Below are 26618 nucleotides of genomic sequence, written 5' to 3' on the forward strand. Positions count from 1 at the left end.
GCCGCTGCCCTTCGTCTTCTCTCCTCGATAACTCAGCGCATCGCCGCGGCGATATTGCCGCCGTCGACGGTGGTGACATCGGCGGTCGTGCGCTCGGCGAGGGCGTGGTGCACGAAGGCGCGGGCGACGTCGTCCGCGGTCACCTCGAGGCCGAGCAGGTTGCCGCCCATGTAATCCTTAACGGACAGGCCGCGGGCGGCGGCACGGTTCTCGATCATCTCGTCGTTGAGCAGGCCCGATCGGATGCGGTCGGCGTTGACGGCGTTGACGCGGATGTGGTCGGCTCCGTGTTCCAATGCGTATTGCCGCGAGAGGAACAGCGTTGCCGCCTTCGGCAGGCCGTAGGCGCCGAACTTCGCGCCCGGATTGACCGCCTGCTTGGAGGCGTTGAACAACAGCACGCCGCCGGTCTTCTGTGCCTTCATGATGCGCACGGCGTTCTGCGCCACGCTCTGGTGGGCGAAGAAGTTGAGTTCGAAGCTCTTGCGCAGCAGCGCGTCGTCCATCGTGGCGATCGGGCTCTCCCAGGCGGCGCCGGCATTGGAGACGACGATGTCGACGCCGCCGAAGGTGGCGACGGCCTGATCGAAGGCGGCGCGCACGGAGGCAGGGTTGGTGATGTCGGCAGAAACGCCGATCGAACCGTTGCCCGCGGCCTTCGCCACCGCGGCGGCCTTCTCGCCGTCGAGGTCGAGCACGACGGCATGCGCGCCCTCCGCCACGAAGGCCTTGACGATCGCAGCACCGATGGCGCCCGCACCGCCGGTAACGAGCACGACCTGGCCGGTGAAGGGTTTTGGTTTGGCGCCGGCAAGTTTTGCCTGTTCCAGCGACCAGTATTCGAGGTCGAAGAGGTCCGGTCGGCTCACCGGCTCGAAGCGGCCAACGGCTTCCGCGTCGCGCGCGGCCTCGATCCACATCTCGCCGACATCGACGGCGATCGTCGCATCCTTGTAGGTGCGGCCATGGCCGAACAGGCCAAGGCCCGGCACCAGCGTCAGGCGCGGCATTGGATCAAGCATGATGCGCTTGACGTCGTCGCGGGCGTCGTTGCTGCGGAAATACTCGGTATAGTCGGCTGCAAAGGCGGCGACCCGTTCGTCGATCACGGCGCGATAGCCGGCAAGATCGTCCTTCGCCGGGGCCGGCAGCACCATCGGGCCCGTCTTGATGCGGATCGAAAGGTCGGGCGTCGACACGCCGCGGGCGGCCATGTCCGCAACTTGCGTCGCGTTGACGAAATCGAGGATGGCGGGGGAGGCGCGGAAGACGCTGACCATGCGGTCGTAGCGGCCTTCGCCCCTGTCGACGGCGACGGCGCCACGCAGCATCGGCGCGATGTCATTGGGGTCGGCGAGGGTAGCGGGCAGGGCGGCTGGTGTGAATGGGTTGCGGCCGTTCCGCTTCACATGGTCCTCTGCCAGCGTGACGTAGTGGATCATCCGGTCATAGGCTTCCTTCGCCGTCTCGCCGAAAGTGAAAATGCCGTGCTTGTCGAGGATCAGGCCCTCGACCGTCGGGTCGCGGTCGAATACGTCGGCGGCCGCCTTGGCGAGCGCGAAACCGGGCATGATATAGGGCACAAAGCCCATCTTCTTCCCGAAAAGCGCGGCGCACATTTTCGCGCTTTCCGCCTGGTCGGCGATGGCGAGAATGGCGGTCGAATGGGTGTGGTCGACGAATTTGTGCGGCAGGAAGGCATGCAGCAGCGCCTCCACCGAGGGGTTCGGCGCGGCGGGATCGATGAGATTGGCACGCAGCAGCGTCACCATGTCCTCGTCCGAGAGTTTGGCGAGCTTGCGGCTTTTCAGGAGCGGAGTGATCTTCACGGCGGGCAGGCCCGGCGGCTCGATCGTGCCCATGTCCCAGCCGCTGCCCTTGACACAGAGCACGGCATGGATGTCGCCGACGAGGTCCGTCATCTCCGTCTTTACGGATGTGTTGCCGCCGCCATGCAGCACGAGCCGCGGCTCGCCGCCGAGCAGCCGCGTCGTGTAGGTGCGCAGTGCTAGGTCCCGGTTGATGCCTTTGGCTGCATAGCCGGCGACGGTCCGTTCCGCCTCGTCGTCGCGCCAGAGATTTTCCATCGTGTTCAGCCTCCCGATAAACCGGCCCGGCCGGCATCGGCGGACCAAAACTTTTGGCTCAAGCCTTGCCGAGCCCTTCGCGGTTCCAGCGATCCAGCACCCGCTGCGCCATCGATGCGGTGACGATGAGATGCGAAGCGAAGCCGCCCTTCAGCGCCGCCATCAGCGGTTCGAATTTGCTGTCCTCCTGCACGACGAGCATGCGCTTGCGGATCGCGCGGATGGAAGCGAGGTCGGCGGAGATGCAGCGCCGGTTGTGTTCGCAGTCCATCCACTGGCCGTCGCCGTCGATGAGTTGTCCGGCGATGACGCCGACGGCACCCCGCTCGCCCATCGCATGCATGTCGGCGGCCGAGAGCGCGCCGCATTTGACGAGATGGCTGTCATCCTCGATGCCGCCGACGGAGTAGAGCGCGAGCTGGCAGTCGGAAATCGTCGCGAGCTGCTCCCGGATGACGGGTTCGCCGCGCAGCTCCTCGGCCAGCCGCTCGGAGGACAGTACGAGCGGCGCATAGAAATTAATGCCCTCCGCATTGAGGCGGCGGGCGATTTCCGTGGTGCACTGGTCCGGGCGATAGGAGTAGGGCGCGCCGAGATTGCCGCAGAGTTGCACCACGGTGACGCCGCTGAGATCGGCGAAGGGCATGACATCGGCGATGTGATAGACGGTACGGCCCCAGGCGACGCCGATCCGGTCGCCCTTGTTGATGAGCTCGAGGAAGACCGAGGCGGCGACGACGGGCATTTCGGCGGCCGGATCCATGGCCTGCCGGTCTTCCGGCACCAGCCACGCCGTCGTCAGCCCCGTCGCATCCTCCAGCTCGCGGGCGAGGACGTCGTCGGAAAACAGCTCCGTCGAGGTGGCGATGGTGACGATGCCCATCTCGCGCGCCTTGCGCAGATACATGGCGATGGAGGCGCGGGAGATTTCCAGCTTCTGTGCCACTTCATCCTGCCGCAGCCCATGCGTATAATAGAGCCAGGCGGCCTTGTGGATGATCTGGTCGTTGGCGCGGATGGGCATTGCGGGTCTCTCGCGAAGGGCTTTTGACATTATTCATTGTCGCTGACAAAAGTCAATGCGCTGGAGCGATGCTGCCTGCGTGATGCGTGGAGGCTTGGCAGCGGGTCGGCCTCCGTCACACAGAAACAGCGGAAGGGCGCAGGGCGCTTCCGCTGTTCCGGTCGTTTGCGAGAGGGGCAGGCCCCCTTATGCGTTGGTGCCGCCGTCGATGATGTGTTCGGCGCCGGTCACGGAACGGGCCTGAGGACCTGCCAGCCAGGCGACGAATGCCGCAATGTCGTCCGGGCTGCCATAGCGCGGGATTGCCATCGCCGCGCGCTGGATATCCGCGGTCTCGCCCGTTGCGGGGTTCATGTCCGTGTCGGTGGAGCCCGGATGAATGATGTTGGCGGTGATCCCTCGCGGCCCGAGATCGCGCGCGATGCCGCGGGTGAACCCCGACAGCGCGGCTTTGCTCAGCGCATAGAGGCTGATGCCCGGCCACGGCACGCGCTGTGCCAGGTTGCTGCCGATGGTGATGATCCGGCCGCCATCGGGCATGTGGGCGATGGCCTGCCGGGTGGCGACAAAGACGGCGCGCACGTTGATGTCGATCGTGCGGTCGAAATCCTCCAGCGTCAGATCGGAGAGGGAGGCGGCCTGGAAGATGCCGGCATTGTTGACGAGGATGTCGATGTGCCCCTCGGCCTTCGCCGTTGCATCGACGGCTGCCGCGACGGCTGCAGCGTCCCTGTTGTCCGCCCTGATGGCGACGGCCTTGCCGCCCGCGGCCTCGATGGCCGCGACGGTGGCCGCGGCTGCGGCCTCCGCGCTGGCATAGGTGAAGGTGACGCGTGCGCCCTCCCGCGCCAGCTGCCGCGCGATCGATGCCCCCATTCCTCTGCTGCCGCCGGTAACGAGAGCGATTTTTCCGTCGAGATTTGCCATGTCCTACCTTTCTGTGTTGATCGATACATAATTACTGGATCATCTTGCCGAAGCCCGTCAAGTGATTTATTTATCGATCGACACAAAAAGGAGATGAGAATGGCGTTGCGTGGCCGACCCCGGGCTTTCGACAGGGATGCGGCCCTGCGCAGGGCCATGGAGGTGTTCTGGGCGAAGGGCTACGAGCGCACCTCGCTGGCCGACCTGACCGAGGCGATGGGCATCAATTCGCCCAGCCTCTATGCGGCGTTCACCAGCAAGGAAGCACTGTTCCAGGAGGCGCTGGCGCTCTACTCCACAACGGAGGGCAGCGAGATCTGGGAAGGCGTGCCCGTCGCACCGACCGCGCGTGCGGCCTGTGCGCATCTGCTGCGCGCCACGGCGGAGGCCTTCGCGAGCGATGACAAGCGCCGCGGCTGCATGGTCGTATTGTCCGCGCCGCAGATGGACGGGGCCAGCCCCTCCATATGCGACACGCTGAAACACCGCCGTGCAGCAACCACGGCCGTGCTGCGGGAGCGCTTGAGACGGGCGGTCGCAGAGGGCGATCTTCCCGCAACCGCCGATGTCGAGGCCATCACGGCCTACATGGTCACCGTGCAGCACGGCCTCTCCATCCAGGCGCGGGATGGCGTATCCCGCGAGACGCTGCTGGCCATTGCCGATTGCGCCATGGCGGGCTGGGAGAATCTCGCCTCCGCCGGTGGCGCAGCCGTCAGCGAAGCAGCTTCAGGGAACCCGTCAGGGACTTGATCCACCGGCTTTCGCCGACGAGCCCCAGCCCGTCGATGGTCTCCTCGCCAAGGTCGCGCTCGGGGAAGGTCGCCTCGTAGTCGGCATAGCTGTGCAGCGCGCGCGCAAAGGACGGGAAGGCGACGATGACGCGGCCTGCCTGCCGTGGCAGTGTCTTGGCCAAAAGCGTGCCGATCGTCCGGCTGTCCGCCTGAAGCACCGGTACGGGCATGTTGGAGCTGATGTCGATCGTCGCCTCTTGCCGGTCCGTGAGCCGGCGGCCCCCGAGCGCCGGCATCGCCGCCCCCATGCCGATCGAGACGGCCGCGATCGTGTTGGCGAGATGGCCCGGCGGCAGGTCGGGATTGACGATGATGGCGAGACGGACGTCTTCGAGCATGGCGGCTTTTCTCCTCTGTTGCAGTGCCGGCGAGACTACAGGGGGCGGGCGGGCAGGTTCTTTCTGATATTGCTGAGGAAATCGAAATTGCGGTAGAATCTGCCTTATAAAGCAAACAAGGAGGCAGGATATGCCGGAAACGCTCGCCGCATCGGATGTGAAGATCCTCAAAGCGCTTCAGGAGGACGGGCGCTTGAGCAACCAGGCGCTTTCGGGTGCGGTGGGCATGTCCGCCTCGCCGTGCTGGCGGCGTGTCCGGCAACTGGAGGACGAAGGGGTGATCCAGCGCTATATGGCGGTGCTGGGGCGGCGGGAGATCGGCCTCGGGGTCCTCGCCTTTATCCGCGTCAAGATCGACAGCCATACCGAGGCGGAGGCGGAGGCCTTCGCCAGCGAGGTGATGAAGCTCGATTGCGTCGTCGCCTGCTACAGCATTGCGGGTGATGCGGATTTCCTGCTGCAGGTCGTCTCGCAGGATCTCGACACCTATTCGGACTTCGCCATGAGTGTCGTTCGGCGGCTGCCGGGCATCAAGGAAATGCAGACCACGTTCGTCCTCAAGGAAATCAAGCCGTTCAGTGGCCTGCCGCTACCTGCCGAGGGCGGGCGCCGCGGCCGGTAGGCGTTGCCGGGGCGCGGGTGGTCCCGTGCCCCGGTCCGGGCATGCGTCAGCCTTCGCCTTCGGCCTGCTTGAAGAGCAGGGCCTTCTGGCGGCGCGAGAGGAGGAGCGGAAGGATCGCGACGGCGGCGGCCATGATCCAGAGCGTGATCGAGATCGTGCTCTGGAACAGGATCGAAGGATCACCGCCGCTGATCGCCAGCGCATTGCGCAGGTTCACCTCCATCACATTGCCGAGCACGAAGCCGAGGATGATCGGCGCCATGTCGAAGCCTGCCTTGCGCAGCATCCAGCCGGCAAAACCGATGCCCAGCATCAGGAAGATCGAGAAGACCGAGGCATGGGTGGAATAGACGCCGATGACGGACAGCACGAGGATGCCGGGCACCAGCAGCCAGTTCGGCACGGTCAGAACGCGGGCGAAGATGTTGACCAGCGGCAGGTTGAGCGCGAGCAGGATGAAGTTGCCGACGAAGAGCGAGGCGATGAGGCCACCGACCACTTCCGGCCGCTCGACGAGCAGCATCGGGCCCGGCTGGATGTTGTAGAGCATCAGTGCGCCGAGCATGACGGCGGTCGTTCCCGAGCCGGGCACGCCGAGCGTCAGCATGGGCACGAAGGCGCCCGCCGCGGTCGCGTTGTTGGCGGCCTCCGGCGAGGCGAGGCCCCGCACGTCGCCCTTGCCGAAGGTACCCTCGCGGTCGGAGATGCGCTTTTCCGTCGTGTAGGAGACGGCGCTGGAGACCGAGGCCCCGGTGCCCGGAAGCACGCCGACGATGAAGCCGATAAGCGAGCCGCGCAGGGTCGCGCCCATGCTCTTCACCACGTCGCTCATGCGGGCCGTCATGCGGCCGAGTTCGCGCACCACCGTGACGCCGCGGCCCTGATGCTCGAGGATCAGCATCGCCTCGGACACGGAGAACAGGCCGATGACGAGCACGACGAACTCGATGCCGTCGCCGAGTTCCGGCTCGTTGAAGGTGAAGCGGTAGGCGCCCGAGGTGGCGTCGAGGCCGACGGTCGCCAGCATCAGGCCCAGCGTGCAGCCGATCAGCGTCTTCACCGGTTGGCTGCCGACCATGGAGCCGAGCGTGGCGAAGGCGAAGATCATCAGCACGAAGTACTCCGCCGGGCCGAAGCCGATGGCAAGGCCGGACAGTAGCGGCGCGAAGAAGGCAAGGCCGATGACGCCGAGGATGCCGCCGACGAAGGAGGCGATGCCGGAAAGGGCAAGCGCCTCGCCGGCGCGGCCCTGCTTGGCCATCGGATAGCCGTCCATCGCGGTCATGACGGCGCCGGCATCGCCCGGCACGTTGAGCAGGATCGAGGAGATGCGCCCGCCATATTCCGCCCCGCAATAGACGGCGGCGAGCAGGATCATCGTGCTCTCGGCGGGCAGCCCCATCGTGTAGGCGATGGGCATGAGAAGGGCGATGCCGTTGATCGGGCCGATGGCGGGAAGTGCACCGACCAGCGTGCCGATGAAGCAGCCGATGAAGCCGATCAAGAGGTTCTGGTACGTCAAGGCGACGCCGAAACCCTGCCAGAGATAGTCGAGGTTCATGAAAATGACCTTTCAGTTCGCGGCCGGTCGATCAGCCGAAGAGGGAGCCGGTCGGCAGATAGACCTGGAGCACATAGGCGAAGACCGTCCACCACAGCAGCGTCTGGAGGACACCGCCGATAAGGGCGTGCTTGAGCGGTGCGCCGAAGACGAGCGCCGCGCCGAAGGTCAGGACGAAGGTCGAGCCGGCAAAGCCGAGCGATTCGAACAGCGCGACCGAGAGCGCGAGGATGGCCGGGATGGCAAGCACGCGCAGCAGCGCCGGCCCCGCCGGGATCGCCTCCACGGTGCCCGGCCAGACGAGATAGAGGAGGCTCAGCCCCGCCAGCAGCGCCGCCAGCATGACCGGAACCGCACGCGGCCCCAGCGGATCCGACGAGAAGGCGTATTCGATGGTTGCGCCTCCGACGCCATAGGCGATGGCGATGCCGAGAAGGATGAGCGCCGCGATGCGGCTCACGCGCCGGTTTTCGACCGTGTTGGACATGGTGGTCTCCCGTGTTTTCTGAAGGGGTGCCCGGGTCCGGGGCAAGCCGCCCCCGCCGCGAGGATGCGGACGGGGACGGCCGCGCCGCCTTACATGCCGGCTTCCTTGGCGAGCACCTTGAAGCGCTCCACATCCTGCTTGACGCGGGCATCGAAGGCGCTGCCGATCAGGGTGAACTCGAAGAGGCCGCGGGCATCGCGCTCCTTGGCGAATTCCGGCGTCTTGGCCATCGCCTCGAAGGATTTTACCCACCAGTCGTAGTCGGCATCGGAAACATCCTTGCCGACATAGTAGCCGCGCCAGACCGGCCAATCGATCTCGAAGCCCTGTTCGCGGGCGGTCGGCACGCCGGCAAGTTCGCCCGGCAGGCGTTCCGGCGCCATGACGGCGAGGATGCGCACCTTGCCGGCGACGTGATGCTTGACCATCTCGGCCGCATCGCCCGAGCCGACCTTCACATGGCCGCCTTCCAGCGCCGTCAGCACGGCGCCGCCGCCTTCCAGCGCCACGTAGCGCATGGTCTTCGGATCCTGCTTGGCCGCCTTGGCGATGAGCGAACCCTTCATCCAGTCCTGCGAACCGACGGCGCCGCCACCGGCCACGGCAAAGCCGGCCGGGTCCGCCTTGTAGGCGGCGACGAGTTCCTTCAGCGTCTTGTGCGGCGAATCGGCGGCAACGACGATCACGCCGTAGTCCGCACCGAGCGCACCGAGCCAGCGCACCGCGGTTTCATCCGGCTGGCCGAACTTGCCCTGGGCGATCAGGAGCGCCGAGCCGGAAGAGGCGGCGGAGATGAGGTTGCCGTCCTTGCCGCGCTTGCCGACGACGTGGTTGTAGGCGACCGCACCGACGCCGCCCTCCATGTAGGTCACCGTCATCGGGGTCGAGATCTGCTTGGATTCCAGCAGGGCATTGGCGGCCAGCCGGCAGGTGAGGTCGAAACCGCCGCCCGGCTTGGCGCCGGCAAGGCATTCCGGCTTGGCGGGTTCGGCGAGGGCCGGCGCCATGGCGGCAAGGCTTGCCAGCGTGGCGCCGGCAAGGAGTTTCGAGATGGATCGGATCATGGTCTGCTTCTCCCGTTGTGGTTTCCGGGGAGGCGATGGGCGCACGAACGGGTGCGCGCTCGCGGTGGTCGCGGCGCGGCGTCGGTCGATACGAGAACTCTCCTCCGGGCAGCCGACACAGTCTCTCCCGTCGGCTGGCGATCCTTCCTACGCCGCTTTCCTGTCACAACGCTGTCATGTCTCGCCCGGCTTGATTGCGCCCCCTTCAGCGTGCCACGCTCACGCGTATGCGTATCCTCCTCGTGGAAGACACCGACGATGTCGGCGAAGCGATCAGCCGTCGCTTCGAACAGATCGGGCACAGCGTCGACTGGCAGGTCGACGGGCTGGCAGCCTCGGAGATTCTCGATTTCACGCCCTACGATCTGGTGATCTTGGACGTGATGCTGCCGGGCCTCGACGGGTTCGAGATCCTGCGCCGCCTGCGCCTGCAGAAAAATCCGGTGCCGGTGCTCGTGCTCACCGCCCGTTCGGAAATCGACGACCGGGTGAGCGCGCTCGATCTCGGCGCGGACGACTACCTCGTTAAACCCTTCGATTTCCGCGAACTGGAGGCGCGGGCCCGCGTGCTGATGCGTCGGCGCTCCGGCGGCGAGCCGACCAACATCATCACCTGCGGCGACGTGGCGCTCGACCGGACGAACCGCAACGTGCGCATCGGCAACCGCGAGATCCAGCTTAAGCGCCGCGAGATGAGCCTTCTGGAGATCCTCGCCTCACGCCCGGGCCGCATCTTCAGCAAGCAGGAACTGCTCGACCACCTGTTCGGTTTCGACGAGGCACCGGACCAGAACGCGATAGAACTCTACGTTGCAAGGCTGCGCAAGAAACTGGAAGGGGCGGAGAGCGTCATCGTCACCGTCCGGGGCCTCGGTTACAAGCTGGTGGCCGGCCCATGAAGACGGAAACCTCGCTCTTCTCACGCCTGCTGCTGCGCGTGGCGCTGGTGCTCTTCCTCGGTGCCGCCGGCATCGTCACGGCGGCCTGGTTCTACGCGGCGGCCGCGGCGGACGAGGCGTTCGACCGCCTGCTGCAGGGCGCCGCCTTCCAGATCGCCGAAAACATGGTGGTGGAAGACGGCGCGCTGGAGATCAACATGCCGTCTTCCGCCTTCGAACTGCTGGGGCTCGCCACCCGCGACCGCATCTTCTACCGCGTCGTCGGAACGGACGGAAAGACGTTGACCGGTTACGAGGATCTGCAACCGCCGATAGATCTTGCCGAAAGCCGGCGGGCGCCCGTCTTCGTCTCGACACGCTACGGCAATACGGACGTGCGCATGACGATCGGCGCCCGCGCCGTCTCCGACCCCACGCTGAGCGGCTGGGTTTATATCATCCTCGCGCAGACGACCGAGGCGCGCACGGCGCTTGCCTCGGAGCTGATGGCGCGGGCGGTCATACTCGTCGCGGTCATGGCCTGCGCCACGCTTTTCGCAACGGCGCTGGCCCTTCGGCTCTCGCTCCGGCCGGTCGTCGACCTGTCGCGCGTGCTGCACGATCGCGAGCCGCAGGACCTGACGCCGCTGGCTGTCGAGGTGCCGCGTGAACTGTCGCCCTTCGTCGGTTCCATCAATTATTTCATGCGGCGGCTGGACGAGCGCATGCGCCTGCTCCATCGCTTCATCGGCGATAGCGCGCACCAGATTCGCACGCCGCTGACGGCACTGCTCGCCCAGCTCAGCCTCGTCGATGAAAAGGGGCTTTCGAACGAAGGGCGCCACCATCTGGCGCGGGTGCGGGCACGGGTGGAGGAGCTGTCGCATCTCACAAACCAGCTGCTCGGCCACGCCATGGTCATCCACCGCTTCGATTCGGAAAAGCTCGTGCCGATCGATATCAGGGATGTGGCGCGCCGTGCCTTCAAGCGTGCCGTGCCGCTCAGCCTCGATCCCGATATCGTCGCCGCCTTCGAGGCGCCGGACGCGCCGGTCATCGTGCTGGGCGATGCGCTCAGCCTGCGCGAGGCCATGGTCAACGTCATCGACAATGCGCTGCGCCACGGCGCCGTCGCCAAGCTCGACGTGCGCGTCTCGGTGACGGGGGAGACGGCGCTGTTCGCCGTCGAGGACGACGGGCCCGGCATCCCGCCGGAACGATGGCCGGAGGTCATCACGCGCTTTGCCTCTTCCCGTTCGGAACGCCATGTCTCCGGCCTCGGCTTCGCCATCGCCGCGGAAGTGGCGAACCTGCTCGGCGGCCATCTGCGCTTCCACGCGGCGGCTGAGGGGTGCGGGTTCACGACCATCATCGAATTGCCGCTTCATCAGGAGGTCAGGGCATGATCCGCAGAGCGCTTGCCTGCACGCTTCTCGCGCTGCCGCTCCTCCTGCCGCGGGCCGCCGTCGCGGTGGAGGGCGACCGGCAGGTCTTTCCCGCCGCGACGGAAAAGGCGCGCCTCGTCATCCACGGCGCGACGGACATCGAGGCGATGCGGCCGCTGCTCGAGGATTTCCGGGCGCTTCGTCCGGAGGTGACGCTGGAATATGTCGACTATCTCACCAACGCGCTTTTCCGCGAGGCGAAAGCGTCCTGCGCGAGCGGCGAGCATGCCGCCGATCTTCTCCTGTCCTCCTCGGTGGATCAGCTCGTGCGGCTTGCCAATGACGGCTGCGCGGTGGCGCATCGCACCGGAGAGACGGTGCCGTCCTGGGCCAACTGGCGTGAGGAGGTCTACGGCTTCAGCTTCGAACCGGCCGTGATGGTCTACGACGAGCGGCAGGTGCCGCCGGAGGACGTGCCGCGCAGCCACCACGAGCTCGCCGAACTGCTGCGGCAGAAGTTCGAAACCTATCGCGGCCGGGTCGGCACCTACGATGTGCGCGCCTCCGGCATCGGCTACCTGCTCGCCTATAATGACTCTCGCGTCGCGCCCACCACCTATGGTCGCCTGCTGGAGAGCTTCGGCCGGGCGGAGACGGTCACGCGCTGCTGCAACAACGAGGTGCTGGACGAGTTGCGCCGCGGCAACATCGCGATCGCCTACAACGTGCTCGGTTCCTATGCCTATGCCGCGCATCTGCGCGAACCGCACCTGCGCCTCGTCCTGCCGCGGGACTACACGCTCATCCTCTCCCGCGGCGCTCTGATCCCGGCGACCTCCCGGCAGAAGAGCCTTGCCGGCGCCTTCCTCGATTATCTCCTGTCCGAGCGCGGGCAGAAGAAGGCGCGCCAGGCCTCGTTCTATTTCAGTGCCAACGGGCGGCTGCCCTACGGAGTGGACGGTCCGACCTCGCTCATCGATACCGGTATCGGCCGGCCGATCCGCATCGGCCCGGCGCTGCTTGCTGCGCAGGACCAGGCCCAGCACAAGCGCTTCACCGAGGAGTGGATCACCGTCATGGAGGGCAAGCAGCCCTGAGCGGGGCCGCTTCCCCGGAGACGATCAGACGCGTTCGCTCGTTCCGAATTCCAGCGCCTGTTTCAGGTGCTGGCGCAGCAAGGCCTCGGCCCAGTCGAGGTCGCCGTTTTCCACCGCATCGAGAATGGCAAGGTGCTCGCGACAGGACTGCTCGATGCGTTCGGCCGGCAGCTCGAAGAAAGCGGCCGATTCCTGCATGCGGCGCAGGTTGTTCTGGTGGCGGATCGAATCGGTGAGGAACCGGTTGCCGGAAAAGCCGGCAAGGTTCTCATGGAAGAAGGCATTGACGCGGAACCACTCGTCGCTGCCCGAGCGGCTGGCGGGATCGTCGATGATGCGCTCGTGCGAGCGGCGGATCTGCGCGGCGATCTCCTTGTCCACCTTGAAATGCGGCGTGCGCAGTGCCGAGCATTCGACGATGGCGCGGAACTCGTAGCTTTCCCGATAGGCGTCGTCGCCGACCAGCGAATCGACGAAGCGCCAGCCATGGCCGGGCAGGCGCTGCGCCAGCCCCTCGGCGGCGAAGCGCATCAGCAGCTTGCGCACGGTGCCGCGCGACACGCCGTAACGCGGCATGAGCTCGGCCTCCGATACGTCCTGCGGCAGGGTATCCTGCGCCCGCTCGCGCAGCATGCGCCGATAGAGGTCCTCGATCGGCGAGACCGGCAGGATTTCGGCAAGGTCGAGCGTCGAGACGTCGCGTGCCACGCGCAGGCCCCGCTTTTCCATCGGCTGCAGCACGCCCTTTTCCACGAGCAGGTCGAGCGCGCCCGCTATTGGCGAGCGCGACACGCCGAAGAGCCGCGCCAGTTCCGGCGCGGAAATGCGGGTGCCGACCGTCAGGTCCGCATCGCGGATCCGGTCGATGATCCGGCGGGCCAGATCGAGCTGCAAGATGCTGGGGCCGTCCGTGTGTTCGGCGTCCGAAAGGTCCGTATCGTCCATGGGTCCCTCACTATCATTTGCATTATAGCGCGAACACAACGCAATGCGAATTGATAATTTTTCAAATTTACTGCTTTTCATATTCACAAAATGCATTAAGCTGCAATCAAAGACGGAAACGAGGCAGCGGCATATGGCAGACATCACCCCTTTCCCCCTCATCGAGATCAGCGGTCCGCCGCGGGAGCGCGGTCGCATGTATGGCGAGAAGGCGCGGGATCGTATTCATCTCTCGGCCGGCCTCTATACCGGTCAGCTCCACAAGCTCGGTTTCGACGATGCCAACATCGAACGTCTCGTCACTCTTTTCCTGCCGCGCATCCGCGACTGGGCGCCGGACCTCGTGGCGGAGATGGAGGGCATTGCCGAGGGGGCGGGAGTCAGCCTGTCTGCCGTCGTGCTGGTTAATGCGCGCACCGAGGTGCTGCAGCTTGCACGGTTGGAGGCAGGCGTTTCCGACGAGGAGCCGGACGGTTGCACCGGTGCCGTGCTGCTGCCGGAAGTGACGCGCGACGGCACAGTCATCCACGGCCAGAACTGGGACTGGCGCGCCGAATGCGCCGACACGTCCGTAGTGCTGCGCATCCTGCGCGATGACGGACCTGATATCCTGACCTTCACCGAGGCGGGTGGTCTCGCCCGCAGCGGCTTCAATTCCGCCGGCATCACTATCACCGCCAACTATCTCGAAAGCGACCGTGACTACCGCGAGATGGGCATTCCGCTGCCCTTCATCCGTCGTCGGGCGCTGGAGGCGCGGCATTTCGCGATGGCGCTGCGCGTCGTCGCCATCACGCCGAAATCCGGTTCGAACAACATGATGCTGAGCACGGCCGAAGGTTATGCGGTCGATCTCGAATGCGCACCGGACGAGGCGTTTCCGATCTATCCGCAGGACGGCGTGATCGTGCATGCCAACCACTGGCAGAGCGCTGTCGCTCTCTCCAAGCTCAAGGAGACCGGTCTGCCCAACGTGCCGGACAGTCTCTACCGCGATCACCGCGTCCTGAAGGTCCTGTGGGAAGGCGGCGGCAAGCTCGGCGTCGACGATCTGAAGCGCGCCTTCTTCGACGATTTCGCCGCGCCCTTCTGCGTCTGCCGCGCGCCGCTCGCCAAGGATGGCGGCAATCTCTCGGCGACGGTCGCGATGATCCTCTGCGAGCCGGCGAAGGGCGTCATGGAGATCGCGCCACTGCCGGCGATCAACCGCACCTTCACGCGCTATGAGCTGGCAATGGACGACGATGCTTTCGCCCGCGCGGCCGGCTCCAAGGATGAAACACTCGACAGGGGGAAACGATGGTCCGCTTCCTCCTGACCCGCATCGCCACGGCGATCCCCACGCTGTTTCTCGTCTCCATCACCGTCTTTGCGCTGATGCGGGCGATCCCCGGCGACCCTGCGGCGCTGATGCTGGGCGACCTCGCTCAGCCAGGCCAGCTTGAGGCGCTGCGCGCCGAAATGGGCCTCGATCGGCCCATCGCCGTGCAATATCTCTACTGGCTCGGCGACGTGCTGACCGGCGATTTCGGCCAGTCGATCTCGACGCGCCAACCCGTGCTGCCGCTGATGCTGGACCGGTTCTCCGTCTCGGCCACCATCGTCCTCGTTGCCGTCTTCTTCGCGACCTTGATCGCGGTGCCGGCGGGCATGTTTGCGGCCTGGCGGCAGAACCGGGCCGGAGACATCGCCGTCATCGCCACCTCGACGCTGCTGCTCTCCATCCCCAGTTTCTGGCTGGGGCTGATGCTGCTCCTGATCTTCGGCCTGCAGCTCGGCTGGCTGCCTGTTGTCGGCTACGTGCCCTTCAGCCGCGATTTCGGCAGCGCGCTGCTCTACATCATTCTGCCGGTGGTGACGCTGGTTCTGGTGGAATCCGGTTCGATCACGCGCATGGCCCGGGCGAGCACCATCGAGGTGGCGCGGCTGGAATACATCACCCACGCACGGGCCAAGGGGCTTTCCGAGGCGACCGTCATGTGGCGCCACGCCTTCAAGAACGCCTTCGCGCCCACCCTGACGCTGATCGGCCTCGTGCTCGGCAGCCTGCTTGCCAACATCGCCGTCATCGAGACCGTCTTCACCATTCCCGGCCTCGGGCGCCTGCTGGTGGATGGCATCTATGCCCGCGACTATCCCGTCGTGCAGGGCTGCATGCTGTTCACCGCCTTCCTCTATGTGGTGGTCAACCTCCTGGTCGATCTCCTCTATCCGCTTCTCGATCCAAGGGTGACGGCATGATCGCACGGGCATTCGGCCTTCCGGCACTGCGTTTCAACGGCCTGATCGGCATTCTCGTCGTCGGTCTCCTGCTCCTCGTCGCGGTCTTCGGCCCGTTGTTCGCGCCCTATGATCCCCTGAAGCTCGACCTCATGGCGCGCCTCAAAGGCCCGTCCGAGGCGCACCTGCTCGGTGCCGACGAGTTCGGCCGCGATCTCCTCAGCCGGCTGGTCTACGGCGCGCGCACCAGCGCCTGGATCGCCTTCGCCACCGTCGTCTTCGCCATCGTCTTCGGCACGATCCTCGGTGTGCTTGCCGGCTTCCTGCGTGGCTGGACGGATCGCATCCTGATGATGGTCAACGATGCGCTGCTCGCCTTTCCCGGCCTTCTGCTCGCGCTCGGCTTCATGGCGGTGTTCGGCGCCAGCCGCAACGGCATCATCGTGGCCCTCGGCATGGCCTACATGCCCGTCGCCGTGCGCGTGGTGCGCGGCACGGTGCTGTCGATCCGCGAGCGGGAATTCGTCGAGGCTTCGAAGGTGATCGGCAACAGCGGCATCGTCACCATGCTGCGCCATGTGCTGCCCAACTGTCTGGCGCCGATCATGGTGCTGGCGACGACGATGTTCGGCTGGGTGATCCTGTCGGAAAGCGCGCTCTCCTTCCTCGGCCTCGGTGTGCCGCCACCGGCGCCGAGCTGGGGCAACATGCTCTCCACCGGCCGCCCCTACATCAACCAGGCGCCGCATATCATCATCCTGCCCGGCCTCTGCATCTCCATCACGCTGCTCGGCGTGAACCTGCTCGGCGATGCGGTGCGCGACTGGCTCGACCCCAAGATGCAGGATTGACCCCATGGCTGGTATCGAGACCGTGCTTTCCGTCGAAAATCTCTCCGTCCGCATGGGGCAGGCCGGCCTTACCGTGGTCGATGGCCTCTCCTTTTCCCTGCCGGCCGGCGAGATGCTGGCGCTGGTTGGCGAATCCGGTTCCGGCAAGACCATGGCCGCCCGCTCCGTGCTGGGTCTTCTACCGCCGCCCTTCATGGCGACGCCCGAAAGCCGCATCCGCTTCAGGGGCACGGATCTCGTCAGCGCGCTGCCGGCAAAGATGCGGGAAGTCCGCGGCGCCGGCATCGGCATGGTGTTCCAGGAGCCGATGGTCTCGCTCAACCCCGCCATGACGATCGACCGGCAGATGGCCGAAGGTCTGGCGCTGCACAGGAAGCTCGGCAAGGCCGAGATCCGCGACAGGAGCCTTGCCATGCTGGAGCGCATCCGCATCCAGGATCCGGCGCGCTGCCTTGCCGCCTTCCCGCATGAATTTTCCGGCGGCATGCGCCAGCGCATCATGCTCGCCTCCGTCATGCTGCTGAAGCCGGCGCTTCTCATCGCCGACGAGCCGACCACGGCGCTCGACACGCTGATCCAGCGCGACGTGCTCGACCTGATGGTGGAGCTGACACAGGAGAACAACACCGCGGTCCTCCTCATCAGCCACGATCTCGGCATGGTTTCGCACTACGTGCGCAACGTCGTGGTCATGCACAAGGGCAGGGCGGTGGAGCAGGGCGACAGCAAGGATGTGCTGCATGCCCCGAAACACGACTACACGCGGCGTCTCGTCGACGCCCTGCCGCGCCGCAGCGCCGGCGGCAGCCGGTCGGCAAGCGCGCCGGCCGAGGCGCTGATCGAGCTCAAGGACGTGGTCATCGATTATCCCGGCCGTGCAAAGCTCTTCGGCCGGGCGGCGGGAAAACGCGCCGTGCATGGCGTCGATCTCGCCATCAACCGCGGCGAGACGCTGGCGCTGGTCGGCGCTTCCGGCTCCGGCAAGACGACGCTCGGCCGGGCGATCGTCGGACTGGTGACGCCTTCCGGCGGCACGATGGCCTTCCGCGGTGCGCCGCTCGCCTACCGGAACGATGCCGGCGGCCGTGCGCTGCGCCAATCGATCCAGATCGTCTTCCAGGACCCCTATTCCTCGCTCGACCCGCGCCAGCGCATCGCGGAGATCGTCGGCGAGCCCTTGAAGCTCGACCCGGCGATGGATCGCGGAAAGCGGCAGGCGCGGGTGGAGGAGGTGTTTGCCGAGGTCGGTCTTGCGCCGGAGCTTGCCGGTCGCTTTCCGCACCAGCTCTCGGGCGGCCAGCGCCAGCGCGTGGCGATTGCCCGCGCCATCGTCAGCCGCCCCGCCTTCGTCGTGGCCGACGAACCGGTTTCGGCGCTCGACATGACCGTGCAGAAGCAGATCCTGAAACTCTTCCGCGATCTTCAGGCGCGCTACGGCTTTGCGTGCCTGTTCGTCTCGCACGATCTCGGCGCGGTGGAGCAGGTGGCCGACCGGGTCGCCGTGATGGAGAACGGCCGCATCGTCGAGATCGGCACGCGCGACGACGTCTTCGACCGGCCGCAGCACGCCTATACCCGCCGCCTGCTCGACGCCGCCATGCTGCTCGACCGCACCTTCGCAGGCACGGATGGCGCAGGCAGCCACCGCCTCCTGTCAGGGGCGGCAAGCCTTTAGATTTTCGATACGGAGAGGAGACCATCCATGCGCAATGTCAGCGGTCACGGCCAGAAGCTGTCCTATTACGATTTCGGCCATACGACCGTCTATGCCTCGCGGCTCGACCAGCGTTTCCCCTATTGCGCCTATGTACCCGACGACTACGAGGAGGATGGCGAGAAGACCTATCCGCTTGCCGTCATCGTGCATGGCACGGAGCGCGGCATGCAGGCCTATCGCGATGCCTTCGCCGATTTTGCCGAAGCCAACGGCGTCATCGTGCTGTGCCCGCTCTTCCCCGCCAACATCTGCTTCCCGGGCGATCTGTCGTCCTACAAGATGCTGCGCGACGGCGACCTGCACTATGACGCCATCATGCTCGATATGATCGCCGAGATGCAGGAAAAGTACCGCATCGAGGGCGACCGGGTGATGATGTACGGCTTTTCCGGTGGCGGCCACTTCACCCACCGGTTCCTCTACCTCCATCCCGAGCGTCTGCTCGCCGCCTCGATCGGCGCGCCCGGCGTCGTGACGCTGCTCGATTTCGACCATGATTTCTGGGTCGGCGTGCGCAATTTCGAGACGGTCTTCGGCAAACCGATCGATCTCGACGCGATCCGCAAGGTCGCTGTGCAGATGGTGATCGGCGGTGACGACCTGGAGACCTGGGAAATCACCATCTCGCCCGACGACGACTGGTACATGCCGGGCGCCGATCTGGCCGGCGCCAACCGCAACGACCGCATGCGCGCGCTGAAGAAGAGCTTCGAGCAGCACGGCATCGGCGTGCGGCACGACATCGTGCCGGGCATTGCCCATGACGACCATCAGCTCATCGGCAAGGTCAAGGATTTCTTTGCAGAAACGCTGGGCGCAATCCGCGAGCGCTCCTGACGATAACAAAGCGGGGAACACCAGGAGATCATCATGAAACGGACATTTCTGATTTCGACGGCGCTGGCGGCTGGCCTGCTGCTTGGCGTCTCGGCCGAGGCGGCAACGCTGAACATCCGCATCAATGCCGATATCCGCAGCACGGAAGGCATCGATCGTGATGCCAACACCGACACCGTGCTGCACCATGTTTTCGAGACGCTGGTCGGCTTCCGCGCCGATCTCAGCATCGGCCCTGCGCTCGCCGAAAGCTGGGCCGTTTCGCAGGATGGCAAGACCTATACGTTCACGATCCGCGAGGGCGCGACCTTCCACAATGGTGATCCCGTTACTTCGGCCGACGTCAAATGGAACTGGGACCACCGCGTCGCGGCCGGCGCCGAATGGTTCTGCAACGCCTTCTACGACGGTTCGCAGGGCCTGAAGGTGGAGGCGCTGGAAACGCCCGACCCGCGCACCGTCGTCTTCCGCATCAACGAGCCGAATGCGCTCTTCCTCGCCCAGCTCGCCAACATCCAGTGCAACGGCTGGGTCGCCAGCCCGAAAAATGCAGGGCCGGATGGCAAGTGGATCGAGGGCAGCGCGATCGGCAGCGGTTCCTTCAAGCTGAAGGAATGGGTGAAGAGCCAGTACATCACCCTGGAGAAGTACGACGGTTACAAGCCGCCGAAGGAAAAGGCGAGCGGCTATGCCGGCGACCGCACGGCACTGGTCGATGAAGCGAAGTTCATGATCATCCCCGACACGTCGGCCGCCGAGACCGCACTCTTCGCCGGCGAGATCGACGTGCTGCCGAACTTCGAATCCCAGCGCATCGAGGATGCCAAGGCACGCGGCCTGCAGGTCATGACGACTTCAGGCCTCTCGCTGACGCCACTCCTGATCCAGACCACCGATCCGCTGATGTCGAACGTCAAGCTGCGCCAGGCGATCGCCCATGCCATCGATTTCAAGCAGATCGCCGCCGCGCGCACGGCGAACCTTGCCGATTTCAATCCCTCCGGCGTACCGCAGGCGAGCGCCTTCTTCGACGAGGACTTCCTGAAATGGCCGGCCTACGATCCGGAGGCCGCCAAGGCGCTGCTCGCAGAGGCCGGTTACAAGGGCGAGGTGATCAAGATCCAGACCAACACCCGCTACCAGGGCATGTATGAAAACAGCATCCTGGTGCAGGCCATGCTGGCAGGCGCAGGCATCAATGCCGAGCTGGAGGTGCTGGACTGGGCCGCACAGCTCGACAACTACCTCGCGGGCAAGTTCCAGCTGCAGTCCTTCGGCTATTCCGCACGCCTCGATCCCTCGCAGTTCTACGGCGTCATCATGGGCGACAAGAAGGTCGAGCCGACGGCTCAGTGGGACAATCCCGAGGCCTGGCAGCTCTATCTGAAGTCGACCAAGACGACGGATTTCGAGGCGCGCAAGGCGGTCTTCAAGGAAATCCACGCGCTGATGGCCAAGGACCTGCCGATCTTCGGCCTCTATTATGAACCTGTCGTCGCGGCAGTCGGGGCCAAGATCGAAGGCTTCGACGTCTGGGCGGCCGACAAGGAGCGGGCCTGGGGCGTGAAGAAGAACTGATCCCACCCGTCGGGCGAGGGCGGCAATCCAGGAGCGGTTCCCGCAACCGGAGCAATGGCCAAAAGGCTGCGGGCCGTCCTCGCCTGTCTTCATCTCGTCGTCGGGACGCCCATCGCGCCCCGACGACCGCATCCCGTCAGGAGAAAATCATGCGTACCGAAGATCTTCCCGTCATCGACTGCCCGAAGGCGCCGCTTGCCCGCGGGCGGGCGCATGGCGAGGCGCTGCGCGGCACGATCGCCGACAAGGTGGAGCGCTGGCAGGCGGCGATCGGCAAGGCCTATGGCCGACCGGCGGCGGCCTTCCTGCCCGTCTTCCTGACGGTGACGGACTTCCGCACGGCAATCGCCGTCCATACGCCCGATCTTCTCGAGGAGGTGCGCGGCATTGCCGAAGGTGCCGGCATATCCGAGGAGACGGCCTATGCCCTCCAGCTGATGGACGAGGAATGGTGGTTCGGCGGTTTCGACGGCGAGGGCCATTGCAGCAGCCTTGCCGTTGCACCGGCAGAAGGGCGCGACACGATTGTCGGCCAGACCATGGACCTGCCACGCTGGCACGATGGCGCACAGGCCGTGCTGCGGCTCGATGACGGCGACAGCGAAACGCTGGTCTACACCTCCGCCGGCCTGATCGGCCTGATGGGCGTTTCCGGCCGCGGCCTCGGCATCTGCGTCAACACGCTTGCCCAGCTTGCCTACAGCCCGCGCGGGCTTCCCGTCTCCTTCGCTATGCGCGGCGCGCTGGCGCGGAAAGACGCAGCAGCGGCGGCGGACTTCCTCTCCCGCGTCCCGCATGCCTCGGGTCAGAATTTCCAGGTCGGCGACCGGAACGGCATCCGCACGCTCGAATGCGCGGCGGGTGGCGTTGCCGAGATCGCCATTGCCGATGGCCTGTCGCTTCACACGAACCATCCGCTCGCCAATACGCGCGTCGCGCCGAATGCCAGGCTGGAGGGCGGCAGCGACTCGCGCACCCGCCTTCGCAGCCTCCATACCGATTTTTCCCGCGGCGGACCGGTGAATGCCGAAACCGCAAGACGCGCCCTTTCGGCGCAGCGCAAGGGCGGCGCCGTCTCCATCGTGCCGAAAGGCCCGGCACGCACCGACACCAAGCTCGGCCTCATGCGCCAGATGACGGTCGGTGCAGTCGTTTACGAGATCGGCAAAACGGTGTCGCTCTCCGTCGCCGCGGGGCCGCCGAGCGCCGAAAGCTGGTGGCGGCTGGCGGTGCGCGGCTGAGGATTTCGGCCGCGAGACGCGCAAACGCTCCACCCGGCCTTTCAGCGGTTGATCTGATGGCGGAGGGTGGAGCGGGGGCGTCGAGGCGTCATGCGCGATGGCACGGCACGCGCCGAAGGGGCATCAGAGGCACTGAATGATGCAGATGCCGGCGCAGGCCAGCCAGCACTGATAATCAGAGCCGCAATAGATGCATTGCGGGGCGCATCTCTTGATGCAGTCCCAGTTTATCAGCGGCTGGATTTGCGAATCCGTCTTGCCGTAGTCCAGGTGAACTTCACAACCCATCGGTTGTGTTATGTCGTTGCATTTTATGGTGAGCGTCGCCTCGAATTTGAAAAGCCCTCCGTCGAAGGGATCAAATTTGATATCGGCGACCATCTCAACTTTCGGGTATTTTATCTCGAGCTTGCGTATTTTTATGTCAAACGCACCGAAGCTGCCCATCTTTTGGCATATGATGACGCTTCTCATGTCCGACTTGTCGTGACTTAAGAATTCGATCGCAGTAACGTTTTCCGCGCTGAGAATGGAAGCTTTCAGGTTTTTGTTGTTCAGAAGGTCCGCTCTGCTGGCCAATGCCTTTTGACGGATGATGTCGACCGATTCCGGATTCAGTCTTCTGATGCTAGACTGCGATGTGCCGCAGCATCCTCCAGTTCCACACATTTCAATCCCTCCTCAAACCCTATGATCAGGGTGGTATATGATTAACACCTTACGGTTGATTGTAAATAATACACAACGTAAAATTGTTAAAATTTTTACGCGAAATGCATATACGCGCAGCGAGCTTTTCTGCCGGGTGCTCCACCCCTTCGGCTGCGGGCTTCATGCTGTGAGGAGGCTGGAAGGGTATGCCAATCAAGGCGGTCTGGAGTTTCCCTTTTGGGCGGCATCATCTTCCAGCGAGATGCCGCCCTGCACCCGTCAGGCCGGCAGGGTTGCCAGAAGGGCTTCGTAGGTCGGGGCGAGTGCCCGCAGCTGGGCAGCGGCGGTTGCATCGTCCCGGGCGACCAGCGGATATTGCAGGGAGCCGATGAGCCGGGCCTGACGGTCGAGGATGGCTGCGGCCTGCACCTCGCCGATCTGCGTAAGGCAGGTGGCTGCGTCCGCGGCGCGGCGGGCGCCGACCCGGACGGCGAAGTGGATCAGGTGGTCGCGCAACCCCTCCTCGACGCCCCGTTCGATCATTGCCGCGAGCGCTTCGGCCGCCTCGCCGTTGCCGATCGTTCCCGGCGGCACCTCGCTGACACCCGCGCCGGCCAACCATCTGCGTGCAGCGGGCAAGGCGGCGCGGATGATCTCCGTGTTGGACCTGACGGCGATCCGGCGGAAGCCCGAGCGCAGGGTGAAGGGGGTGCCGTAGTCGAGTGTTTCCGTCTGCCAGGCCTTGAGGAACAGGTCGACCGGCAGCCGCGCATAGGGGAAGCCTTCCGGATCGTGCAGCAGCACCGACGTCTCGTCCATCTCGATGACGACGACATAGTGATCCGCGCCGATCGGCCCCATCCGTCCCGGCTGGTGCCGGAGATGACCCATCTCCACGGGGCCGATCCAGACCGGTCCATCGACCAGCGCCGCCTTGAGCGTGGCGAGCGCCGATTGCGGGTCGTCGCCATGCACGAGATCGGAGGTCCAGCCCAGCGCCGCCAGCGTATCGTCAAAGCTTGCTTCCGGTGTCCAGCAGAATGGATCGAAAAACGGCAGCGTGCCCCGCAGCAAATGCATACCGAAAGCACTGCTCGTTGCAAATTCAATGACGTTTGTCGGTGGTGAAATTTCACCTAACATCATGGCGAAGGCGTTTGAATAACAATAAGGGCCGGAGCCTGTATAGGGAAAATGCTTCATTTTTACTGTCTCCTTGTTGAAAGAGACGGAGATAGAAGAAGAAATTCGCAAAAATTGTCAACGGTCGCGAATTTCTTTCTTTAAACTGTTGCTATTTCGCCATCGGCCGTGGCCTTGTTGACGGACGAAGGGCCGCAGGGCGGCGGGAGGGATCATGCGCCTCAACCAGGTGACCGTAACGATGCCGGATCTCGATGCAGGCTGGCGGTTTTATTGCCTGCTCGGCCTCAGGCCCGTCGTCGACGCGCGGCCTCGCTATGCCCGCTTCCTCTGCCCGGAGGGCGACAGCACCTTCTCGCTGCACCAGGGAAAGGCGGGTGAGGGTGGAACCACCGTCTATTTCGAATGCGAGGATCTGGACGGGACGGTCAGGGCTCTTGTCGAAGCCGGCCTCCGGTTTGAACGCGGGCCGGAGGATATGAGCTGGCTCTGGCGTGAGGCCGAGCTGTTCGATCCCGGCGGCAACCGCATCGTCCTCTACCATGCCGGGGCGAACCGGATCGATCCGCCGTGGCGGATCGACAGGACGTGACGGCGGTAAGCGCCTGCGTTCCTTGAATGCCGGGCCACCCGCAGGCTCGCGGGTGGCCCGGCATGGTCTCAGAATTCCTCCCACTCGCCTTTGGTGTCGAGGGCCGCATTGCCGCTGAAGGCGGCTGCAACCTTGCGGCCGAGCGTGCGGGCAGGGGAGGCAACGGCGGAATCGGCACTCCGTGCGGTGCGCAGGCCGCCTGCACGGGCGGCGGAGGTGCCCTCCAGCCGGAACTGGCTGACCAGCTCGCGCAGGCGCACAGCCTCGTTGGCCAGCGTGTTGGAGGCGGCGTTGGACTGTTCCACCATTGCCGCATTCTGCTGGGTCGTCTGGTCCATGGCGTTGACCGCAGTATTGACCTCGGCCAGCCCGACGGACTGTTCCTTGGCCGATGTCGCAATCGATTCCATATGCGTGTTGATCTCGACGATGAAGCCGCTGATGGTTTTCAGCGCCGAGCCCGTATCGCGCACCAGTTTCACGCCAGTGCCGACTTCGGCGGACGAGTTCTGGATCAGACCCTTGATCTCCTTGGCCGCCTGGGCGGAGCGCTGGGCAAGCTCGCGCACCTCCTGTGCCACGACCGCAAAACCCTTGCCGGCCTCGCCCGCACGGGCTGCTTCGACGCCTGCATTGAGGGCGAGCAGGTTGGTCTGGAAGGCGATCTCGTCGATGACGCCGATGATGTTGGAAATCTGCTGCGAGCTTTCCTCGATCTTGCGCATCGCCTCTTCCGCATGGGAGACGACTTCTGCGGATTCGGCCGCCGAATGGTTGGCGCGGCCGGCGACATCCTTGGCCTCTTCCGTGCGTTTGGAGGAGTTGGCGACATTGACGGTGATCTCGTCGAGCGCCGCTGCCGTTTCCTCCAGCGAGGCGGCCTGCTGCTCCGTGCGCTTCGAAAGGTCGTCCGTGCCGGCGGCGATTTCTCGGGTGCCGGTGTCGAGTGTCGAGATGGAGCCGGAGATTTCCGAAAGCGTCGTGCCGAGCTGCGCGACGGAGCGGTTGAAGTCGTGGCGCAGGGCCTCGAAATCCGGTGCGAAGGTCTCGTTGAGCTGGAAGGCGAGGTCGCCGGAGGCGAGGCGCTTCAGGCCGGCGGCAAGGCCGGAGGTCGCAACACGCAGCCGCTCGGCGGCGTCGGCTTCGGCCTTTTCCTGCATGATGATGCGTTCGGCCTCGGCCTTCTTGCGGTTTTCCGTCGCTTCCTGCTCCAGCCGCCGGTTGGCAATGGCGCCCTGGCGGAAGACCTCCAGCGCCTTGCCCATGTCGCCGATCTCGTCGTTGTTCCTGGCAAGGTCGATCTGCGTGTCCAGCTGACCATCGGCCACGAGGCCCATGGAATTGCTAAGCTTGTACATGCCGCCGATGATGCGCTTGAAGGTCACGTAGCCGATGATGGCGAGCATCAGCATCAGCGCGCCCATGGCGGCCAGGGTCAGCGACCAGAAGAAGGCGGCGCGGGCGTTGGCGGCGTCGACGGCGCCCTGGGTGCGGTGCTCGAGCTTCACGAAGAAGGCGTCGACCGGCTTCATGATCTCGGCCTTGAATTTGTGGTACTCGGGTGAATCCAGCATATGCGCCGCCTTGTCCCGGGCCTCCGGTCCTGTCGTGGCGGCGTTGTCGACGAGGGTCATCGCCTCGGTCTCAAGCTTGACGAGCGCATCGGAGCGCTTGCCTGCTTCATCGAGCAGGGCGAATTCGTCGTCGGTGAAACCGGCCTGCTTCATCAGGTCGAGAATGGATATGGCGGGACCGTCCGGGCGGGGTTTTGCCTCGCCACCGGCGACGAAGTCCCAGTAGATGCGGTGGTAGTCTTCCGGTCGTGGCCGGGTCCCGTTGCGGATTTCGATGACGGCGTTGTACTGGTCCTTGTAGGATGCATCCCCCGTTTCGGCATAGGTGCGCACCAGGCGCGTCAGATCGTCGGACGACTGGCGGAAGCCGTCGGCGAGAAGGTAGGACCGGTACTTCTGGTCATAGGCATTCGTCACATCGCCGGCTGCGCCGGTATATTCCCACAGACTGCCCGCGAGGCCGGCAATGGCAATGCCGGTGGCCGAGGCGAGGATGAGGAATTGCGTCTTGATTCTCATGATGGACAGTTCCTGGCGTGGACATGCCTCTTCTGCCGCGTCGAACTCATTTCTGACGTCATGAAGTCATGCCGCACATGAGTGCTATACCCGACGCCATCGTCGGTATGTGTAAAGGATGTGCTTTATAATGGTTAGGGAATCGATAATTCGCCCGAATTTGCCCCGGATTTCAGTATTTTGACAGTATGCATCCGCTGCGTGTATTTCAAGGTTTTCGATCGATGGCGGGTTTTGACGATTGTTATTTATTTTTTGTATTTCTAGTCAAAATTGAAGTTGTATTTTTGAATCGGCGTAATAGGTTTAATGTTGAAATATAAGAAATATGTACTTTAAATTCGCCGTATGTATGAAGTCCCGCCTTTGTTCGGCCCTTCGCCAGTCAATGTGTTCGATTTAGAGTGTTTTATACCAACGAGCGCTGACGGCGACTCGTGGAGGGTTCCCAAATCATCGAATTTCTGACTCCCTGTGCCGAACGGA

General features: G+C 64.8%; 24 protein-coding genes. 14 read left to right on the forward strand and 10 right to left on the reverse strand.

The features are described 5' to 3' along the window. Positions 1 to 32: 32 nt before the first annotated feature. The 3 genes from EXZ48_RS29985 to EXZ48_RS29995 form a co-directional block, all read right to left on the reverse strand. Positions 33 to 2087: a bifunctional aldolase/short-chain dehydrogenase gene (locus tag EXZ48_RS29985; protein ID WP_130520589.1), complete on the reverse strand. Its 2055-nt coding sequence runs from the start codon at positions 2085 to 2087 to the stop codon at positions 33 to 35. A 58-nt stretch (positions 2088 to 2145) separates the two neighbouring features. Continuing rightward, a complete protein-coding gene (locus EXZ48_RS29990) occupies positions 2146 to 3111 on the reverse strand; it encodes a sugar-binding transcriptional regulator (protein WP_130520591.1) in 966 nt (321 codons plus the stop codon). Between the two features lie 186 nt (positions 3112 to 3297). Then, positions 3298 to 4038 carry an SDR family NAD(P)-dependent oxidoreductase gene (locus EXZ48_RS29995; RefSeq protein ID WP_130520593.1) on the reverse strand — a complete coding sequence of 247 codons (741 nt, stop codon included), beginning with the start codon at positions 4036 to 4038 and terminating at the stop codon, positions 3298 to 3300. 99 nt (positions 4039 to 4137) lie between these two features. Here EXZ48_RS29995 and EXZ48_RS30000 point away from each other — a divergent pair, with 99 nt between their 5' ends. Further along, positions 4138 to 4791: a TetR/AcrR family transcriptional regulator gene (locus EXZ48_RS30000; RefSeq protein ID WP_130520595.1), complete on the forward strand. Its 654-nt coding sequence runs from the start codon at positions 4138 to 4140 to the stop codon at positions 4789 to 4791. On the opposite strand, the gene EXZ48_RS30005 is transcribed toward EXZ48_RS30000, so the two are convergent. Continuing rightward, on the reverse strand, positions 4754 to 5170 hold the full coding sequence (locus EXZ48_RS30005; RefSeq protein ID WP_130520597.1) for a DUF2000 domain-containing protein: 417 nt from the start codon (positions 5168 to 5170) through the stop codon (positions 4754 to 4756). The genes EXZ48_RS30000 and EXZ48_RS30005 overlap by 38 nt on opposite strands. Before the next feature lie 130 nt (positions 5171 to 5300). On the opposite strand from EXZ48_RS30005, the gene EXZ48_RS30010 reads away from it, so the two are divergent. Next, entirely contained in the window at positions 5301 to 5792 is a 492-nt protein-coding gene (locus EXZ48_RS30010) for an Lrp/AsnC family transcriptional regulator (RefSeq protein WP_050745770.1), read from the forward strand. A gap of 46 nt (positions 5793 to 5838) precedes the next feature. On the opposite strand, the gene EXZ48_RS30015 is transcribed toward EXZ48_RS30010, so the two are convergent. The 3 genes from EXZ48_RS30015 to EXZ48_RS30025 form a co-directional block, all read right to left on the reverse strand. Further along, complete coding sequence (locus EXZ48_RS30015; RefSeq protein ID WP_023513561.1) at positions 5839 to 7353, reverse strand: tripartite tricarboxylate transporter permease; 1515 nt, start codon at positions 7351 to 7353, stop codon at positions 5839 to 5841. Positions 7354 to 7384: 31 nt separating this feature from the next. Further along, on the reverse strand, positions 7385 to 7840 hold the full coding sequence (locus EXZ48_RS30020; RefSeq protein ID WP_130520599.1) for a tripartite tricarboxylate transporter TctB family protein: 456 nt from the start codon (positions 7838 to 7840) through the stop codon (positions 7385 to 7387). Between the two features lie 89 nt (positions 7841 to 7929). Beyond that, complete coding sequence (locus EXZ48_RS30025) at positions 7930 to 8904, reverse strand: tripartite tricarboxylate transporter substrate binding protein (RefSeq protein WP_130520601.1); 975 nt, start codon at positions 8902 to 8904, stop codon at positions 7930 to 7932. Between the two features lie 227 nt (positions 8905 to 9131). On the opposite strand from EXZ48_RS30025, the gene EXZ48_RS30030 reads away from it, so the two are divergent. From EXZ48_RS30030 to EXZ48_RS30040, 3 genes are read left to right on the forward strand one after another with little or no spacing between them, the layout of a single operon-like run. Further along, complete coding sequence (locus EXZ48_RS30030) at positions 9132 to 9803, forward strand: response regulator transcription factor (RefSeq protein ID WP_023513558.1); 672 nt, start codon at positions 9132 to 9134, stop codon at positions 9801 to 9803. Further along, positions 9800 to 11188, forward strand: coding sequence for a sensor histidine kinase (locus EXZ48_RS30035; RefSeq protein ID WP_130520603.1), 1389 nt, complete (start codon positions 9800 to 9802; stop codon positions 11186 to 11188). The genes EXZ48_RS30030 and EXZ48_RS30035 overlap by 4 nt, the downstream gene beginning before the upstream one ends. After that, complete coding sequence (locus EXZ48_RS30040; RefSeq protein ID WP_130520604.1) at positions 11185 to 12264, forward strand: ABC transporter substrate-binding protein; 1080 nt, start codon at positions 11185 to 11187, stop codon at positions 12262 to 12264. Before EXZ48_RS30035 ends, EXZ48_RS30040 begins: the two co-directional genes overlap by 4 nt. A 24-nt stretch (positions 12265 to 12288) precedes the next feature. Here the strand turns inward: EXZ48_RS30040 and EXZ48_RS30045 are convergent, their stop codons facing one another. Then, on the reverse strand, positions 12289 to 13209 hold the full coding sequence (locus tag EXZ48_RS30045; RefSeq protein WP_023513555.1) for a GntR family transcriptional regulator: 921 nt from the start codon (positions 13207 to 13209) through the stop codon (positions 12289 to 12291). Positions 13210 to 13342: 133 nt separating this feature from the next. On the opposite strand from EXZ48_RS30045, the gene EXZ48_RS30050 reads away from it, so the two are divergent. The 8 genes from EXZ48_RS30050 (at position 13343) to EXZ48_RS30085 (ending at position 22148) form a co-directional block, all read left to right on the forward strand. Continuing rightward, on the forward strand, positions 13343 to 14527 hold the full coding sequence (locus EXZ48_RS30050; RefSeq protein WP_130520607.1) for a C45 family peptidase: 1185 nt from the start codon (positions 13343 to 13345) through the stop codon (positions 14525 to 14527). Continuing rightward, positions 14509 to 15450 (forward strand): ABC transporter permease, encoded by a 942-nt coding sequence (locus EXZ48_RS30055; RefSeq protein WP_130520609.1) that lies wholly within the window; start codon positions 14509 to 14511, stop codon positions 15448 to 15450. The genes EXZ48_RS30050 and EXZ48_RS30055 overlap by 19 nt, the downstream gene beginning before the upstream one ends. Beyond that, positions 15447 to 16280, forward strand: coding sequence for an ABC transporter permease (locus tag EXZ48_RS30060; protein ID WP_130520611.1), 834 nt, complete (start codon positions 15447 to 15449; stop codon positions 16278 to 16280). Before EXZ48_RS30055 ends, EXZ48_RS30060 begins: the two co-directional genes overlap by 4 nt. 4 nt (positions 16281 to 16284) lie before the next feature. After that, positions 16285 to 17955 (forward strand): ABC transporter ATP-binding protein, encoded by a 1671-nt coding sequence (locus EXZ48_RS30065; RefSeq protein ID WP_130520613.1) that lies wholly within the window; start codon positions 16285 to 16287, stop codon positions 17953 to 17955. A gap of 27 nt (positions 17956 to 17982) precedes the next feature. After that, positions 17983 to 18834 carry a hypothetical protein gene (locus EXZ48_RS30070; RefSeq protein ID WP_023511993.1) on the forward strand — a complete coding sequence of 284 codons (852 nt, stop codon included), beginning with the start codon at positions 17983 to 17985 and terminating at the stop codon, positions 18832 to 18834. Between the two features lie 33 nt (positions 18835 to 18867). Further along, positions 18868 to 20412: an ABC transporter substrate-binding protein gene (locus tag EXZ48_RS30075; RefSeq protein ID WP_130520615.1), complete on the forward strand. Its 1545-nt coding sequence runs from the start codon at positions 18868 to 18870 to the stop codon at positions 20410 to 20412. Positions 20413 to 20561: 149 nt separating this feature from the next. After that, entirely contained in the window at positions 20562 to 21653 is a 1092-nt protein-coding gene (locus tag EXZ48_RS30080) for a C45 family peptidase (protein WP_130520617.1), read from the forward strand. 90 nt (positions 21654 to 21743) lie between these two features. Beyond that, positions 21744 to 22148: a hypothetical protein gene (locus EXZ48_RS30085; RefSeq protein ID WP_130520619.1), complete on the forward strand. Its 405-nt coding sequence runs from the start codon at positions 21744 to 21746 to the stop codon at positions 22146 to 22148. A 435-nt stretch (positions 22149 to 22583) separates the two neighbouring features. Here the strand turns inward: EXZ48_RS30085 and EXZ48_RS30090 are convergent, their stop codons facing one another. Next, the gene (locus EXZ48_RS30090) at positions 22584 to 23507 is read right to left on the reverse strand and encodes a hypothetical protein (protein ID WP_130520621.1); all 924 of its coding nucleotides are present in this window, start codon (positions 23505 to 23507) and stop codon (positions 22584 to 22586) included. 154 nt (positions 23508 to 23661) lie between these two features. Between EXZ48_RS30090 and EXZ48_RS30095 the strand changes: the two genes are divergently transcribed. Further along, on the forward strand, positions 23662 to 24039 hold the full coding sequence (locus tag EXZ48_RS30095) for a VOC family protein (protein WP_130520623.1): 378 nt from the start codon (positions 23662 to 23664) through the stop codon (positions 24037 to 24039). A gap of 68 nt (positions 24040 to 24107) precedes the next feature. Here the strand turns inward: EXZ48_RS30095 and EXZ48_RS30100 are convergent, their stop codons facing one another. Beyond that, complete coding sequence (locus tag EXZ48_RS30100) at positions 24108 to 26132, reverse strand: methyl-accepting chemotaxis protein (protein ID WP_245462397.1); 2025 nt, start codon at positions 26130 to 26132, stop codon at positions 24108 to 24110. Positions 26133 to 26618: the final 486 nt, after the last annotated feature.

Source organism: Shinella sp. JR1-6 (assembly GCF_004284735.1).
Lineage (GTDB): Bacteria > Pseudomonadota > Alphaproteobacteria > Rhizobiales > Rhizobiaceae > Shinella.